Annotated in this window: 15 protein-coding genes and 1 riboswitch; of the genes, 4 read left to right on the top strand and 11 right to left on the bottom strand. The window is 63.9% G+C overall.

Annotated features, from left to right (window positions below):
• The first annotated feature begins 52 nt into the window (after window positions 1-52).
• A complete protein-coding gene (locus tag IVB42_RS29445; RefSeq protein ID WP_247391562.1) occupies window positions 53-1,243 on the top strand; it encodes an adenylate/guanylate cyclase domain-containing protein in 1,191 nt (396 codons plus the stop codon).
• A gap of 44 nt (window positions 1,244-1,287) precedes the next feature.
• Here the strand turns inward: IVB42_RS29445 and IVB42_RS29440 are convergent, their stop codons facing one another.
• The 7 genes from IVB42_RS29440 to IVB42_RS29410 all read right to left on the bottom strand — a co-directional run bounded on the left by IVB42_RS29440 (window position 1,288) and on the right by IVB42_RS29410 (window position 6,064).
• Window positions 1,288-2,457, bottom strand: coding sequence for an HWE histidine kinase domain-containing protein (locus IVB42_RS29440; protein ID WP_026233117.1), 1,170 nt, complete (start codon window positions 2,455-2,457; stop codon window positions 1,288-1,290).
• A gap of 61 nt (window positions 2,458-2,518) precedes the next feature.
• The gene (locus IVB42_RS29435; RefSeq protein ID WP_026233118.1) at window positions 2,519-2,770 is read right to left on the bottom strand and encodes a hypothetical protein; all 252 of its coding nucleotides are present in this window, start codon (window positions 2,768-2,770) and stop codon (window positions 2,519-2,521) included.
• 551 nt (window positions 2,771-3,321) lie between these two features.
• Window positions 3,322-3,627: an ATP-dependent Clp protease adapter ClpS gene (gene clpS, locus IVB42_RS29430; RefSeq protein WP_007594672.1), complete on the bottom strand. Its 306-nt coding sequence runs from the start codon at window positions 3,625-3,627 to the stop codon at window positions 3,322-3,324.
• A gap of 43 nt (window positions 3,628-3,670) precedes the next feature.
• Window positions 3,671-4,012: a DUF190 domain-containing protein gene (locus IVB42_RS29425; protein WP_247396500.1), complete on the bottom strand. Its 342-nt coding sequence runs from the start codon at window positions 4,010-4,012 to the stop codon at window positions 3,671-3,673.
• Window positions 4,013-4,014: 2 nt separating this feature from the next.
• Window positions 4,015-4,443, bottom strand: a complete 429-nt coding sequence (crcB, locus tag IVB42_RS29420) for a fluoride efflux transporter CrcB (RefSeq protein ID WP_018456248.1) — start codon at window positions 4,441-4,443, stop codon at window positions 4,015-4,017.
• 6 nt (window positions 4,444-4,449) lie between these two features.
• Window positions 4,450-4,848, bottom strand: coding sequence for a fluoride efflux transporter CrcB (gene crcB / locus IVB42_RS29415; protein ID WP_247396565.1), 399 nt, complete (start codon window positions 4,846-4,848; stop codon window positions 4,450-4,452).
• Window positions 4,849-4,855: 7 nt separating this feature from the next.
• On the bottom strand, window positions 4,856-6,064 hold the full coding sequence (locus IVB42_RS29410; protein ID WP_247391582.1) for an MFS transporter: 1,209 nt from the start codon (window positions 6,062-6,064) through the stop codon (window positions 4,856-4,858).
• A 126-nt stretch (window positions 6,065-6,190) separates the two neighbouring features.
• Window positions 6,191-6,268: riboswitch (Fluoride riboswitch) on the bottom strand.
• Window positions 6,269-6,554: 286 nt separating this feature from the next.
• Between IVB42_RS29410 and IVB42_RS29405 the strand changes: the two genes are divergently transcribed.
• Together IVB42_RS29405 and IVB42_RS29400 are read left to right on the top strand one after the other, a co-directional pair.
• The gene (locus IVB42_RS29405) at window positions 6,555-7,439 is read left to right on the top strand and encodes a DUF1194 domain-containing protein (protein WP_018456251.1); all 885 of its coding nucleotides are present in this window, start codon (window positions 6,555-6,557) and stop codon (window positions 7,437-7,439) included.
• 175 nt (window positions 7,440-7,614) lie between these two features.
• Window positions 7,615-8,247, top strand: a complete 633-nt coding sequence (locus IVB42_RS29400) for a hypothetical protein (protein ID WP_018456252.1) — start codon at window positions 7,615-7,617, stop codon at window positions 8,245-8,247.
• A gap of 4 nt (window positions 8,248-8,251) precedes the next feature.
• On the opposite strand, the gene IVB42_RS29395 is transcribed toward IVB42_RS29400, so the two are convergent.
• Together IVB42_RS29395 and IVB42_RS29390 are read right to left on the bottom strand one after the other, a co-directional pair.
• On the bottom strand, window positions 8,252-8,416 hold the full coding sequence (locus IVB42_RS29395) for a hypothetical protein (RefSeq protein ID WP_018456253.1): 165 nt from the start codon (window positions 8,414-8,416) through the stop codon (window positions 8,252-8,254).
• 624 nt (window positions 8,417-9,040) lie between these two features.
• Window positions 9,041-10,099 carry a class I SAM-dependent methyltransferase gene (locus IVB42_RS29390; RefSeq protein WP_018456255.1) on the bottom strand — a complete coding sequence of 353 codons (1,059 nt, stop codon included), beginning with the start codon at window positions 10,097-10,099 and terminating at the stop codon, window positions 9,041-9,043.
• 167 nt (window positions 10,100-10,266) lie between these two features.
• Between IVB42_RS29390 and IVB42_RS29385 the strand changes: the two genes are divergently transcribed.
• A complete protein-coding gene (locus IVB42_RS29385) occupies window positions 10,267-10,869 on the top strand; it encodes a hypothetical protein (protein ID WP_247391568.1) in 603 nt (200 codons plus the stop codon).
• On the opposite strand, the gene IVB42_RS29380 is transcribed toward IVB42_RS29385, so the two are convergent.
• Window positions 10,870-12,117 (bottom strand): methyltransferase, encoded by a 1,248-nt coding sequence (locus tag IVB42_RS29380; RefSeq protein ID WP_204513896.1) that lies wholly within the window; start codon window positions 12,115-12,117, stop codon window positions 10,870-10,872. It abuts the gene before it with no gap.
• Window positions 12,110-12,844, bottom strand: coding sequence for a TlyA family RNA methyltransferase (locus IVB42_RS29375; RefSeq protein ID WP_247369205.1), 735 nt, complete (start codon window positions 12,842-12,844; stop codon window positions 12,110-12,112). Before IVB42_RS29375 ends, IVB42_RS29380 begins: the two co-directional genes overlap by 8 nt.
• Window position 12,845 lies beyond the last annotated feature (1 nt).

Genomic DNA, 12,845 nt, shown 5'->3' with positions numbered 1-12,845 from the left:
CTAGTCCACCGCGCAGCTTGACGATCCCACAACTTCGTCCGCAAATGCGCGCATGGAAAGCTCCGAGCTCCAACGTATCACCAACTGGCTGATCGACGGCGCCTGGTCGTCGAAGGCCCCGGCCGAGATGACGGCCGAAGCCTGCGAACGGATGGTTGCAGCCGGTCTGCCGCTATGGCGGTTCGGCATCTTCATCCGCACGCTGCATCCCGAAATTTTCGGTCGCAACTTCATCTGGCGGGAAGGCGAGGAGGTCGAGATCGGCACGGTCGATTTCGAGATCCTGGAGACGCCGGAATTCGCCAGAAGTCCGCTGCGGGTCGTGTTCGAGCAGGGACTTGAGGTGCGGGGACGCATCGACGATCCCGGCAGCAAGCATTTCCCTTTTTTCGACGATATGCGTGCCGAAGGCGTAACCGACTACGTCGCGACGCCAATGCAGTTTCTCGACGGCTCGGTCCACGCGACGAGCTGGACAACGCGCCATCCAGGCGGCTTCACCGATGAACACATCGCGGCGATTCACACCATCGTCAAGCCGCTCGCGCGCATCACCGAGATCATCAGCCTGCGCCGCACCGCCGAGATGCTGCTCGACACCTATGTCGGCAATCGTGCCGGCGCGCGCATCCTTGGCGGTCAGATCCGCCGCGGCCACAACGACACCATGCAGGCTGCGATCTGGCTCTCCGATCTGCGCGGCTTCACGGCACTGTCGGACCGGCTGCCGGCCGAGACCGTGGTCGAGATCCTCAACCATTATTTCGACTGCCAGGTTGCCGCGATCCGCGGCCATGGCGGCGAGGTGCTGAAATTCATGGGCGACGGCCTGCTCGCGGTATTCCCGATCGACGAATATGTCGGCGATGCCGCGCATGTCTGCACGCGGGTGCTGGAGGCAGCGCGCGAATCTCGCGCCAGTGTCGAGGCGCTCGCGTATCCTGTCGGCGACGTCGTCGAGCGCTTCCGCTTCGGCGTGGCGCTCCACGTCGGCAACATCCTCTACGGCAATATTGGCGGCGGCAACCGCCTCGACTTCACCTGCATTGGCCCCGCGGTCAATCTTGCTGCGCGGCTGGAGAAGATCACGGGTCGCCTGGGGCGGACCGTCGTGGCCTCAGAAGGCTTCGCCAATGTCTGCCGCCACGACTGGCACGAGCTCGGCGAATTCCCGATCGCGGGCTTTTCCAAGGCGCAGCGCGTGTACGGGCTGACGGAGGAGACGCCGGTGGTGATGGCCTGAGGTCATCCTCGGATGTCCGCCGCCGTCAGCCTGGTGAGCAGAATTCAGGCGTTCGACGCCATCACCGACTTCAGCGGTACATCCAGCTGATAGACAAATCCGGACGGTTCGTAGGCCAGCCGCACCTGTCCGTTCAGTTGCTGGCCGAGCGACTCGATCATCCGGGTGCCGTAGCTCCGTCGTGTCGGCGGCGCCACCACGGGGCCGCCGCTTTCGCTCCACTTCAGGCGCAGCCTTTGCTCGATCTCGTCCACCGTCCATGCGATCTCGACATGTCCGGAGGAACTGGACAGTGCGCCGAACTTCGTCGTGTTGGTGCAGAGCTCGTTGAACGTCATCGCGAGCGCTATCACGGCACCGGATGTGATCCGGAGATCCGGCCCATTGAAATGGAATCGTCGACCTCCCTGACCGTCATAGGGATCGGTGGCGCCGCTCAGGGTATGAGTGAGGCTCGCATTGGACCAGCTGACCTGTATCAACAGGTCGTGGGCGCGCCCCAACGCCAGCAAGCGGCCATCCATGGCTTTTTGGCCTTGCTCGAGATTGATTGCGGCCCGGAAGCTCTGGGCTGCGATTGCGCTCACCGTCGCAAGCGTATTCTTGATGCGATGATGCAGCTCTCCGAGGATGAGCTTTTGCAACTTGTCGGCCGCCTCGCGTTCGTGGGCTTCGATGCCGGCTTGAGCGAGCAGGACCTTGGCGTCGGTGTCGGCCTGTTCCAGCAACAGGCGCAGATTGTCGTTCTCCGCCACCAGAACCGATTCCTGTGGCGATCGAGCAACCCCAAGGTTTTCCCCGGGATCCGTCGTTGTGGTCGGAAGGATTTTTAGCGCGCCCGCTCCGATCATCGTCTGCAACTGCGAGATCATTTCGTCGACGGCGAGCGGCTTGCGAAAGAAGCGGCTGTCCGCCGGCGTTTCGGTTTCAGACGGCTTTACCTGACCGGAGACCAGTACGATCTTGATGGCAGGCCAGCGATCGTGCACCGCGTGGGCCAGCTTCAGGCCGTCCATGGTCCCGGGCATCTGGATGTCGCTGAACAGAAGCGAGATGTCCGACCGCGACTCGAGGATCGAAATGGCTTCGTCGGCGTTGACGGCCTCCACAGGGCAGAAGCCTGCATCCTCTACGATATCGACCGCGCGCATGCGCAGGATCATCTCGTCTTCGACGACGAGAACGTTCGGCAAGGAGGTTGGGGGCGTTGACATCTGTGCACGACACTTTCCTGGATCATCCGACAAGCTCGGCCGGCGCTTTGCGATGGTTGGTCTAGCGGCGAGCCGTCACCAAACGAGCTTCATGAACCCTGACATCGGATTCACCCCGGCGCAGACACGATGCTTCGAAGTCCGGCCAGACCTGGCCCAGGCAATTCCGCGCCACCGGAAGGCTCGCCAGCCGGTCCGCCTTCGCCAAAGCAACGGTTTCGCGCGCTTTTACTTGCGGAGCAAAACCGGGCAGCACCATTACGGACACTCCGAGGAGCGCGAACATCGCGAACGCGACAAGAGATTTCATCATTTGGGCTGCTTTGGCTGTTGACCGCCCCGTTTCGTTTGGGGACGCTGTTATAACAACCAAAATGAAATATAGTTCATTTCATACAACTTATATTTGAAGTGCGATTTGAAGGCGGATGCCGCCCTTGGCCCGGATCGTCGCTCGACGTGAACAGGCGGTCGACAAGGTTTGCTTGCCATTACCTCGGGGTTTTGGGGCCAGGCAGGCTTATCCAATCATGAATGTGCGAGGCCGTTTCACTCAATCGCGCCGCCTTGAGCAGCGATTCCCGCTGAACGCCGGGCGGGGCAATCTCTGCGCGACGGCGAGCCTCGGCTGCCAATTGGGCAAGGCGATTGCTCAGAGGGATGGTGCGCTTGGTGGTGTCTTGCATAGGACGCTCCGCATTGGGCGGGAGCGCAAAGACTCTCTCAGTCACCGATGGATGCCGTGATGAGCCGGTGATGGCTCAGCATGCGCCTGTTGACAGCCAATAGATACACTATTCGGCAGAGCAGATTCGGCGCCGAAATCGAAAGCGGGCGCAAAAGCACCAAAGCCGGACCGGTGCACTATTCCTCCGGCTCCGTGGTGAACAGCAGGGGATAGCCCTTGGTGCGGCCGGCATCCGTTGCGCGGGTAGCCTTGGTCTCGGCGACGTCCTTGGTGAAGACCGCGACCACGCAGGCGCCGAGCTTGTGGGCGGTGATCATCACCTTGTAGGCCTGATCCTCGGTCATGCGGAACTCGGCCTTGAGGATCATCGTGACGAATTCGCGGGGCGTAAAGTCGTCGTTGATCAGGATGACCTTATGCAGCTTCGGCCGCTCGACCTTGGTCTTCGTCCTGGTTTTCGGTTTGGCAACGGTATCGTTCATTCCGCCTCCCGGATATGGCGGGCTCGGGTTCCTGCCGGCGCGCTCAGCGCGCGGCCTTCTCACCATATTGCAGGACCTGCACCTTCTCCAAGGTGATCAGGCCGCTCGACATCATGCCATCCAGGATGGGCAGGAATGCATTGATGTTGTCCTCGCTGTCGACGATCTCAATCAGCAACGGCAAGTCTTCCGAGAGCCGCAGAATCTTGGAAGTGTGGAGCCGGCTGGACTTGCCGAAGCCCATCGGGCCGCGCAGCACGGTGGCGCCGGCCAGATGCCGCTCGCGCGCCGTCACCACGATCGCTTCATAGAGCGGCTTGCCGTCGAATTGGTCGTTCTCGCCAAGGAAGATCCGGAGCGAAACTGCCTGATTAAGGATTTGCATGGTCAGCTCCTTCGCAAGCGGTTGGTGCCGCTGGCTATCATATGGCCTGCCCATACCGACACCAGCCAGCAGATGACGGATGCCGCGATATAGGCGAGCGCCGTATATTTCATGCCGCCGTGGAACAGGCGGAAGGTCTCCAGGCTGAAGGTTGAAAAGGTCGTGTAGCCGCCGCAGAACCCGGTCATGACGAACTGCCGGTGCTCGGGCCGCGCCAGCAGGCGGCCGTCGGGCCCGGTCAGCGTCGCGTAGAAGCCGATGATTAGTGAGCCGGTGGCGTTGATGAACAGCGTCGCGACCGGGAAGCCGGAGCCGGTGTCGAGCGCGAGCCCGACCAGATAGCGCGTTAGCCCGCCGACCATGCTGCCGGCGGCAATCCAGGCATAGAGCGTCGCGGTGCGCCAGCGATCGGCAGAGGAGGGGGACTTCATCTGCCTCTAGCCTCCCAGAGTGTCCGCGAGGAGGAAGCCGCAACTGACGGCCGCGAGGCAGAGCACGACCGAGACCGCGAGATTCCCGAGCGCGTGCATCGCCTCGCCGTTGCGCGCCAGCGTCAGCGTTTGCAGGCTGAACGAGGACACCGTGGTGTAGCAGCCAAGAAAGCCGGTGACCGCGAACAGCCATGGATCGGGCGCGGCGAAGACCGAGCCGGGATGGGTCGCCAATGCGCCAAAAATGCCGATCAGGAAGGCGCCGGTGACGTTGACGGTCACGGTGCCCCACGGAAACGTCTCGCCCAGCCGCCGCGCGATCGAGCCGGAGATGAAATAGCGCGCACAGCCGCCCAGCACGCTGCCGATCATAATCGCAAGCACTCCGCTCAGCACGGCGAACAGCCCCCCGTCATCGTTTCTCCTCCGTTGCCAGCCCGTTGCCGACGGCAAATAGTCCCATGAGCGCGACCAGCGCGAAGCCGAGCCCCGCCAGGAACGTGCCGGCCGGACCATAGGCATCCCACAAGGCGCCGGCGATCACGCTTGCGGCCAGCAAGGCAAGGCCGGTGAACAGGTTGAAATAGCCGAACGCGGTGCCGCGCAAGCTCGGTGGCGCTGCGTCGGCGACGAGGGCCGAGAGCAGGCCTTGCGTCAATCCCATATGCAGTCCCCACAGCACGACGCCGAGGGCGAGGCCGCCAAGGTTTGGCAGCAGCGCGAGCGCGAGATCGGCGCCGGCGAGGAAGACGAGGCCGAGCGCGAGCAGGCCGGTGCGGTTGATCCGGTCCGAGAGCACGCCGGCCGGATAGGCCGACAACGCATAGACGATGTTCATCAGCACCAGCACGGCCGGCACCCACATCGCATTGAGCCCGATATTCTGCGCACGCAGGATCAGGAAGGCCTCGCTGAAACGTGCCAGCGTGAACACGACGCCAACCGCGACCACGCGCCAGTACACGGACCCGAGCTGGCGCATCGCAGCGGTATTCAGCGGATTCCTTGACGGCTCCCGGCCGGGGTCCGGCTCCGGCTCGCTCACCGCGAACGCGATCAGTCCGAACGACAGGAAGCCCGGCAGCACGGCCACCCAGAACACCATCGTAAAATTGTCCGCCGTCCACCACATCAGGCCGATCGCCATCAGCGGCCCGACGAACGCACCGATGGTGTCGAGCGACTGCCGCAGGCCGAAGCTCGCGCCGCGCAGACCGATAGGTGCTATATCGGCGATCAGCGCATCGCGCGGCGCGCCGCGAATGCCCTTGCCGACGCGATCGATGAAGCGCGCGGCAACCAGCCATTCGACGCTGGGGGCAAGCGGGAACAGCGGTTTTGTCAGCGCGGCCAGCCCGTAGCCGAGCGCAGCGAGCAATTTGCGCCGACCGAGCCAGTCGGACAACGCGCCGGAGAAGATCTTCGTGATCGAGGCGGTCGCCTCGGCAATGCCCTCGATCAAGCCGACGGTGAGCGTGGAGGCGCCGAGCACGGTGACGAGATAGACCGGCAGCAGCGCGTGGATCATCTCGGAAGAGACGTCCATCAGCATCGAGACGAAACCGAGCACCCAGATCCCCCTGGGCAGCCCCGCACGCGCAGCATTCGGTGTTGTCGTCATCACGTCCAGGACTTCTCCTCGGCCTCTGCTTGACCTCTCCTCGGCCTTCATCCAGGCAACAAAAAACCCGCCGGCGGCGGGTTTGTCCATGCTCCCGCCGAAGGCAGAGGCCTAGAAATTGCCTCTCCTCAAGCAGGAGTCATCAGCCCACTACGGTCACAGGCCGCCGGGCGGTTGTCGGGGGACTCCATCCCCATCTGTCCGGCCAGCCTAACATGGAAATCGCGCCGGACAAGTGGGCGAGGTGCGCTGTCCAGTGGCCCGTCAGTCCGGGAGCGGACCGCACATGACGGCATGCCGGCGCCAGCGATCGCGCAGTCCAGCGGCGCGAGCGCGGCAACATCGCGGCCGCTTTGCGTACTGCTTCGCAATTCCGCCTGCAAATGCCTAACTGGCAAATGCCTAACCGGAATGTGAAGCGCGAGCGATCTTCGGACTTTGCGGCAAGGCGATTGCATGTCACCATCAGGTCATACGACGGGAGGCTGCGATGCGCTTGCTGTTCTCGATCGGGGCTGTGCTGGTGACCGGCATGTTCGCCGGAGGGGACGTCGCGGGCATCGCGGCACCAGGACCCAAGTTTGAGTCGCCCAGACTGGCGCTACTCAAAAATCAGCCGCAGCGGCAAGCAGCCGACAGAGACGCGCAGACGGTCGATGTCGAGCTGATCCTCGCCGTCGACGTCTCCTACTCCATGGACATGGACGAGCTCGCGGTCCAGCGTGAAGGCTATGCGCAGGCGATCCAGTCGAAGGAATTCCTGCAGGCGCTGAAGCTGGGCCCGAACGGCCGGATCGCGGTGACCTATTTCGAGTGGGCCGCTTCGACCGACCAGAAGATCATCATTCCGTGGCGGCTGGTCGACGGACCGGAGACCGCCGATGCCGTCGCCGCCGAAATCCTGAAGACGCCGATCCGGCGTGCCTCGCGCACCTCGATCTCCGGCGCGATCAGTTTCGCGATGCCGCTGTTCGACGAGGATCCCTATCGGGGCTTGCGCCGCGTGATCGACATTTCCGGCGACGGTCCCAACAACAATGGCACTCCGGTCACGATTGCGCGCGACGCAGCGATCGAGAAGGGTATCGTCATCAACGGCCTGCCGATCATGGTCAAGGAACCCTCCTACTCGACTATGGATATCGACAATCTCGATTTCTACTATGAGGATTGCGTCATCGGCGGCCCCGGTTCCTTCGTCATCACGATCAAGGACCGCGATAAGTTCAAGGAAGCCATCCGCACCAAGCTCTTGATGGAGGTTGCGGGCCGTATGCCGGAGCGTCCCGTGATGCGGGTTGCGGAGAAGGACAAGGAGCCGCGTGTGAACTGCATGATCGGCGAGAAGATCTGGTCGGACCGCTGGGGTCGCTGAGCGCGGCCACCGGACGAGACCTTTTGCCCTATTTGCCGGCGATGGAATTTTAACCATGCGTTTACCGTTGCGTGGCCCTAATCGGCTGCTTTCATTTGTTTCCGGATAAGGTTCTGACGTTGCTGTCGGGGCGCGAAAGAAGCGGGCCTGTCAGACACATCCGCCGAGCAACCCAATGGCCATCGTCACCTCGAGCACCAGCCAGATTTCTCCCGCTCTCGAGCGAGTGTATCACCAGAGCTCCCTGCTCGGTGAGTGGAAGGGCAATTGGGCTGGCAACAACCAGCCCGTCAGCTTCAAGGTCGTGAACATCCGCGGGGCCCGGGCGCAAGTCGAGTACACCCATAACGGGCGCACCGAGCGCGGCTTTGGCGAGGTCGCCGGTTCGCTTCTCACCTTCGGCACGGTCACGGTCGGCACCAAGGACGGCAAGAGTCTGGTGCTGTTGTCATCTGCAGGCGCGGGCAAGCAGACCGCGACTCTCGAGAAGCAGGCGCCGCCGGCCTCCGACAGCCGCCTGATGGGAAGCTGGGGCGGCTATTCCAGTGACAATGGCAAGAGCGCGAGCTTCAGGGTGCTCGCTGTCAACGGCAACGAAGCGCAGGTCAGCGTCACCACAGATGGCGTCACCCGTCAGGGCACCGGCACCGTCTACAAGAACGTCATCATGTTCGGCCAGGCGCAGATTGCGACCGACGACGGGCAGAATGGCAAGATCATCTACCAGGTCCGCAACAAGTCCTTCGTGGTGCCCGTGACCAAATATCCGCCGTCGGATACATCGTCCTCGGTGGACAGGACGGCGTAGCAGATCACGGCTGCTGCTCGCTGGACCGCGTCAGCGCCTTCAATTGCCGGTCGATCTGACGCAAGACGTCGCAGGCGGTCGCCAAAGCGCCATTGCCGATCAGTCGCCAGATCTCCGTCGCCTGCTCGTCCAGATGCGGAATTGTCAGCGGTAACCGCGCTGCTTCCATAGCGCACCCTTCTCGTTGATGAGATAGCGCTCGTTCAGTGCGAACACGATCTGCGCAACGCAGGCCAGCGACCGGTAGACGCATCCGGCGATAATGGGTCTGCTCGTTACGTGCGGCCGCAAGCTCCGCATTCTCGATGCCGAAGAGGATTTCCCACTGGAAGCGCCGGATCAGAGCATTCCGCAACGGTTACGGGTAGGGCAGCGCGATCGATTTCAACCGGTTGATCAGGTCTTGCGGATCGCGCAGTGGTTGGCAATGCGATCTCGCCCATCCAGATCGCCGAGCAGAAGCCGTGTGGATGGCCGGGTTGGTAGTCCATGGTGATGATGCCGGCCCGACAGGATTCCATGATGACTTCGACAGCGTCGGCGTTGCGATAGAGCAGGTCGACCCTTTGTCCGCCAACGGACAGCCAGGCACCTCCGATGATCCACGGCCCCCATTCAGCGCCATCGCAAATTCATGGAGAGCGGCTTCGTCGTCCTCCCGTCATGACGGACTCGCGTCGCCTTGTCCGATCGCCAGCTTATGTCGCGGCGCGAGCGAGGGAGGGTGTCGGCGCCGGGCGTGGCTGCAGCATCGGCATGGCATATGCCGCGGCCACGCGCCGGAATCGGAAGATCAGATCCGCGCCTCCAGAATCAGATTGAAGGGCGTTTCAGCGGCGCGGCGGAAGCGCGTCAGTCCGCCCTCTCGCGCGACCTTGCGCAGCCTTGCCTCGCCCGCTTGCGCGCCCAGTGCGAGGCCCACCTCCTGGTCGAGCGAGGCCGGCGTGCAGATCATGGTCGACGCCGCATAATAGACCCGCCCGACCGGGTTGAGATTGTCCTCGAGGCGGTCGCCTGCGAACGGCTCGACCAGCATGCAGGTGCCGTCCTTTGCCATGGTCTCGCGCACGTGGCCGATGGCGCCGACGGGATCGCCCATGTCATGCAGGCAATCGAAGAAGCAGACGAGATCATAGCCCTCGGCCGGATAGGTCTTGGCGGAATGAACAGCGAAGCTGACCCGGTCGCCCAATCCGGCTTCGGTGGCCGCCTTTCGCGCGGCCTCGATCGAACCCTCGTGATAGTCGAAGCCGTAGAAGCGGGAGTTCGGGAAGGCTTCCGCCATCAGCCGTGTCGAGACGCCGTGCCCGCAGCCGACATCGGCGACCTTGGCGCCGCGCTTCAGCTTGTCCACGACGCCGTCGAGCGCGGGCAGCCATTCCTGCACCAGATGATGCATGTACCCGGTCCGGAAGAAGCGGGCGGTGCCGCAGAACAGGCACTCGCTGCGCCGGTTCCAGCCGACGCCCTTGCCGGATTTGAATGCGTCCGAGATCTTCGGCTCGTCGAGAAACGCCGAAGCAATGACATTGCCGAACGCGCCGAGGAACACCGGACTGTCCTCATCGGCAAGCGCCATCGCCTGCTCCGGTAGCATCGAGAATTTTGCCGAAGCGGAATCGTATTCGATGTAGCCGGACGCCGCCTGACTCGCGAGCCATTCGCGGACGTAGCGCTCCGCCGTCCCGGTGGCGCTTGCGAGCTCGGACGAGTTCATCGGTCCCTTGGCGGCAAGGGTACGGTAGAGACCGAGCTTGTCCCCGAGCAGGACCAGCGATGCATTCATCGCCGCCCCGAATTCGGTGACCATCTTGCCCATAAAGGCATTCAACTTGTCGGAATTGACCTCCATGACAGCCTCCGTGCTGACGCGCCCCCTTAGGTGGGTCAATCCGGCATGGGGGAAGTTCAAATTGGCAGAAAAACGTGATCCCCGAACTCAGGGAAGAATGGTGTCGCTATGCTGGCATTCATGATGTCTGGTGGGTATAATTCGCAAGCTTTTCGACGGTTATTTGAATGTTCAGGCTTACACCCTCTTGCGGTCTCGCGGTTTTTCTGGCCCTGCTCTGCCTCGGCGAAGCGCCGGCTCATGCGCAAGCCGCACCCCTGCAATATTGGATCCCCGGCGGACCTTTCGGCTTCGGCGGTGTTGCCGGCCAGAGCGCCGATAGCTACGGCATTTTCCCGAGCTTCAATGGCGGCGACGCAAGCGGCCGCAGCAATTCTGCGAACGGCTTCTTTGTCGGCAGCCAGCATGGCAATCTCAATTGGAGCGGCCTCAGCCCGGCCGGACTGAGCGGCAATTTCAGCGCGCTCTCCTACGACAGCACGCAGTTCGGCTACAACACCAAGACCGCGGGCGGCATGCCCGTCACGTTCTTTGCCGGGTTCGACACCCTGAAATACGGCGGCGGCATTGGCAGCTCGCTTGCGCCGCTCACCTCCAGCGCCTCGCCCGGCTACGGCGCATTTGCGGGTGTCGAGCTCAAGCCGACCTCCAACCTCAGCCTGTCGTTTGGGGCCGGGTTCACCCAGCAGGACTCGGGCCGCATGGATAGCGATCTCAGATCGAACATGCTGCCCGGCGAGTCGCCGGCGTTGAATGGCCTTCGACGCTAACTAGCGCGTGAACTTCGCAACGAGCTCGACATGCGGCGTGTGGCGGAACTGATCCACCGGCACGACTACGTCGATCTTGTACCCGCCATCGATCAGCAGCCGCGCGTCGCGGGCAAAGGTCGCGACATTGCAGGAGACCGCGACCACCACCGGCACCTTGCTCGCGACGAGCTTCAAGGCCTGCGCCTGCGCGCCCTGGCGCGGCGGGTCGAACACGACGGCGTCGAAATCGCGCAGCTCCGGCGCCACCAGGGGACGGCGAAACAGATCGCGCGGCTCGGCCTTGATCGGCTTGAGACCCGGCGTGCGCGCGGCCTTTGCGAGCGCTGCAATGGCGCCGGCGTCGTTGTCATGGGCGGTGACGCGGGCCTTCTCGGCGAGCCGCAATGCAAACGGCCCGACGCCGCAGAAGAGATCGAGAACGTTCTTCGCCTTGCCGATGCGCTCGGCGACCAGCGACGCGAGCGTCTCTTCGCCGGCGACGGTCGCCTGCAGGAATGAGCCCGGCGGCAGCGTCACCTCGGCGCGGCCCATCTGCAGGGTCGGTGGCAGGCGTTGCAGCACCAGTTCGCCGTGCCGTGTCAGCCGCGCCAGGCGGTGCTGCTCGGCGACGCGCGACAGCGCCGTCACGAGCGACGTGGGCAGCGGGCCGGAGCCGCGCACGTCGACATCGAGACCGTTGGCGGTCGCGGTGACCTGGATGTCCAGCGGTTTCGTCACCGGCATTTTGGACGTCAGCAGCTCGGCGAGCGCCCAACCGGCATCGAGTGCACCCTCGAGCCCGGGATCGAGGATCGGGCAGCGATCAATCGGGATGACGTCGTGCGCGCTGGCAGCCGAAAAGCCGACCTTGAGGATGTCATGGGTGCCGAACCGGCCGTGCAGCGTGATGCGCCTGCGCCCCGCGCCGTGAGCGTCGACCAGCGGCGTCACCTCGCAGTCGATGCCGGCCTGGGCCAGGGTCTCGACCACGATGCCGCGCTTCCAGGCGTGATACGGTTCAGTCGCCCAGTGCTGGATCGCGCAGCCGCCGCAGACGCCGAAATGCGGACAGAACGGCGCGACGCGCTCGGGACTGGCGACGTCCACTACCAGCAGCTTGCGGCGGTCGGGATGATTGCCGACGACATGATCGACTTCGACGGTCTCGCCGCCGAGCGTGTAGGGCACATAGATGGCATCGCCAGCGTCGAGCGAGACGCCGTCGCCGCGATGGCCGACGTGATCGATCGTCACGCGCTCAACCACGGCGCGCGCCCAGGAAGAATTCGATGTTGCCGTCGCCGCCGGTGATCGTCGACGGGAACACCTCGATATCGGTGCAGCCGAGCGAGGCAGCAAAGGCGGCGATGTCGTCGCAGATCTCGCGGTGCACGGCGGCGTCGCGGACGATGCCCTTCTTGTTGTGCTTCCGGTCCGCCTCGAATTGCGGCTTGATCAGCGCCAGCAGGCTCATCGGCGCGGCGGCCAGCGACAGCGCGATGGGCAGCACCGTCTTGAGCGAGATGAAGCTGACGTCGATCACGACGACATCGGGCCGCGCCGGCAGGCGCTTGCCGTCATAGGCGCGGATGTCGGTCTCTTCCATCGACACGATCTTGGCGTGACCGCGCAGCGAGGGATGCAACTGGCTGGTGCCGACATCGACGGCAAAGACGAGGCTCGCGCCATTCGCCAGCAGTACCTCGGTGAATCCGCCGGTGGAGGCGCCGACGTCGAGGCAGACATGGTCCTCGATCTCGATCGGGTAGCGCTCCAGCGCGCCGGCGAGCTTGACGCCGCCGCGGGAGACGTAGGGGTGCGCGGGCTCGGCCTGGATCACGGCGTCCTCGGCGATGGTCTCCGACGGCTTTGCGACCTGCTTGTCGTCGGCGGTGACGAGCCCGGCCTCGATCGCCGCGCGCGCCCGCGCCCGGCTCTCGAACAGGCCGCGCTCGACCAGCAGAACATCCGCGCGCTTGCGGGCAGGGGACATC

It is taken from the genome of Bradyrhizobium sp. 45 (assembly GCF_023073155.1).
Taxonomy (GTDB): Bacteria; Pseudomonadota; Alphaproteobacteria; order Rhizobiales; family Xanthobacteraceae; genus Bradyrhizobium; species Bradyrhizobium canariense_D.
The sequence above is the reverse complement of the archived record's forward strand: the minus strand, read 5'-3'. Positions and strand labels throughout refer to the sequence as shown.

What these genes read in the sequence shown, in the direction of transcription:
- IVB42_RS29445 (WP_247391562.1), top strand. Translation starts at nt 53, where the DNA reads ATGGAAAGCTCCGAGCTCCAACGTATCACCAACTGGCTGATCGACGGC.
- IVB42_RS29440 (WP_026233117.1), bottom strand. Translation starts at nt 2,457, where the DNA reads ATGTCAACGCCCCCAACCTCCTTGCCGAACGTTCTCGTCGTCGAAGAC.
- IVB42_RS29435 (WP_026233118.1), bottom strand. Translation starts at nt 2,770, where the DNA reads ATGATGAAATCTCTTGTCGCGTTCGCGATGTTCGCGCTCCTCGGAGTG.
- clpS (WP_007594672.1), bottom strand. Translation starts at nt 3,627, where the DNA reads ATGAACGATACCGTTGCCAAACCGAAAACCAGGACGAAGACCAAGGTC.
- IVB42_RS29425 (WP_247396500.1), bottom strand. Translation starts at nt 4,012, where the DNA reads ATGCAAATCCTTAATCAGGCAGTTTCGCTCCGGATCTTCCTTGGCGAG.
- crcB (WP_018456248.1), bottom strand. Translation starts at nt 4,443, where the DNA reads ATGAAGTCCCCCTCCTCTGCCGATCGCTGGCGCACCGCGACGCTCTAT.
- IVB42_RS29410 (WP_247391582.1), bottom strand. Translation starts at nt 6,064, where the DNA reads ATGACGACAACACCGAATGCTGCGCGTGCGGGGCTGCCCAGGGGGATC.
- IVB42_RS29405 (WP_018456251.1), top strand. Translation starts at nt 6,555, where the DNA reads ATGCGCTTGCTGTTCTCGATCGGGGCTGTGCTGGTGACCGGCATGTTC.
- IVB42_RS29400 (WP_018456252.1), top strand. Translation starts at nt 7,615, where the DNA reads ATGGCCATCGTCACCTCGAGCACCAGCCAGATTTCTCCCGCTCTCGAG.
- IVB42_RS29395 (WP_018456253.1), bottom strand. Translation starts at nt 8,416, where the DNA reads ATGGAAGCAGCGCGGTTACCGCTGACAATTCCGCATCTGGACGAGCAG.
- IVB42_RS29390 (WP_018456255.1), bottom strand. Translation starts at nt 10,099, where the DNA reads ATGGAGGTCAATTCCGACAAGTTGAATGCCTTTATGGGCAAGATGGTC.
- IVB42_RS29385 (WP_247391568.1), top strand. Translation starts at nt 10,267, where the DNA reads ATGTTCAGGCTTACACCCTCTTGCGGTCTCGCGGTTTTTCTGGCCCTG.
- IVB42_RS29375 (WP_247369205.1), bottom strand. Translation starts at nt 12,844, where the DNA reads ATGTCCCCTGCCCGCAAGCGCGCGGATGTTCTGCTGGTCGAGCGCGGC.